This is a genomic window from uncultured Wocania sp. (genome assembly GCF_964021735.1).
Classification (GTDB): domain Bacteria; phylum Bacteroidota; class Bacteroidia; order Flavobacteriales; family Flavobacteriaceae; genus Wocania_A.
In genome coordinates this window covers 1-1,709 of the sequence record NZ_CAXIBN010000293.1, presented here as the reverse complement: position 1 = coordinate 1,709, position 1,709 = coordinate 1, and the positions used below count along the sequence as shown (strand labels likewise).

At 30.0% G+C, this 1,709-nt stretch carries 1 protein-coding gene and 1 pseudogene; both read left to right on the top strand.

The window, feature by feature from the left end:
- Positions 1 to 185 precede the first annotated feature (185 nt).
- On the top strand, positions 186 to 1,175 hold the full coding sequence (locus tag AADI82_RS15095) for a stage II sporulation protein M (protein ID WP_341217229.1): 990 nt from the start codon (positions 186 to 188) through the stop codon (positions 1,173 to 1,175).
- Positions 1,172 to 1,709, top strand: a pseudogene (locus tag AADI82_RS15090) (hypothetical protein); the annotation flags it as partial. The gene AADI82_RS15095 and the pseudogene AADI82_RS15090, both read left to right, overlap by 4 nt.

Here is a 1,709-nt window from a genome sequence, read left to right as displayed (position 1 = left end):
GTCGTGTTAATTTGTAACTCTGACATTTTATATTTTAATTTATCAAAAATACATGAATTTTTTCTTTTGAAAATTGATAATAACTAAAGAAAAAATTACATGGATTAACAAAGGTTGGTTACTGAAGTGAAACTAAATTTTGTAACTTTTTTTGTGCAAAATTTAGTTTTTTACAGAAGAAATATATGAGGGAAGTTTCATTCATCAAACAAAATAAGGAAAAATGGTTGAGTTTTGAAAAAGCCATTTTTAATAATGACTTTAAAGATCCTGACGAACTTGCATCGCAATACATTCATTTAATTAACGATTTAGCTTACGCTCAAACCTATTACCCTAAAAGTAAGGTAATTGTATATTTAAATCAGTTAGCTGCAAAGGCATTCCAAAAAATTTATAAAACCAAAAGAGAAAACACCAATAGGATTATTGATTTTTGGAAAACTGAAGTTCCACTAATTTGTTATCAATATCGAAAATTTATTTACATCGCTTTCATCATTTTTTTTGCATTTACTTTTATAGGAGTTATTTCGGCAGCCAATGATGGTGAGTTTGTACGTTCTATTTTAGGCGATAATTATGTAAACATGTCTTTAGAAAATATTGAAGCTGGCGATCCTGTTGCCGTTTATAAAAGCGGAAGTAATTGGGGTAGCTTTATTGGCATTACTATTAATAATCTTCGTGTAGGTATTATTGCCTTTATCTTAGGTGTTTTTGGTGGTATTGGCACGCTTTATATTATGTTTAAAAACTGTATTATGCTAGGTTCTTTCCAGTATTTCTTTTACGAGAAAGACGTGTTTTGGGAGAGTGTTCGTGGTATTTGGATACATGGTTCTATGGAAATTTTTGCCATAGTTATCGAGTGTGCTGCAGGTTTAATTCTTGGTGCAAGCATTTTGTTTCCAGGTACACACTCACGCTACACCTCGTTTAAAAACGGTGCAAAAACTGGTGTTAAAATTTTAATAAGCACCTTTCCATTTACGTTTTTTGCTGGTTTTTTAGAAGGATTTGTAACGCGGTATTCTAATATTATGCCTCATTTTTTATCGGTCGGAATCATTTTAATTACACTCGGAATTATAAGCTACTACTATTTAATTTATCCTTTTAAAGTACAAAAAGAAATCACCCAACTACCTCATTTAAACGCACCTTCTATTTGAAAATAATACCATTACATATTATTTTTTTGATTTTGATTTTTGCTAATTCTCAAAACGTTTTTAGCATTTCAGTAGTACAAGAGCCTGAGCAAATTAGAAAGTTTGACGATGATTTTAAGTCGCGGTATTCCAGCAGAAAATATAATTATGAAGGTAAAGAGGTTGTAAACCAATCCAAAAGCGGCTCTGGAAAATATGAAGATTATAAAAACGGCGACCCATCTATAAAAGAAAAAAATGATTCTGATAGTTTTAGCATAAACTTTGGTCCTTTTGCTTGGTTATTTTATTTAGCGCTTGCTATTGCCGTAATTTATTTAGTTTATATTTTACTCAACGAAGGAGGAACAGGTTTATTTTCTACTAAACAAAATAGAAAACTTAAGGATTACGACGATATCACAGCCGAAAACATTGAAAATGCAGATATTAATACTCTAATAAAAAACGCCGAAAAAGACAACAATTTTAGACTCGCAATTAGATATTATTATTTGCTTGTTTTAAAACATTTAAGCTTAAAAAATCATATAA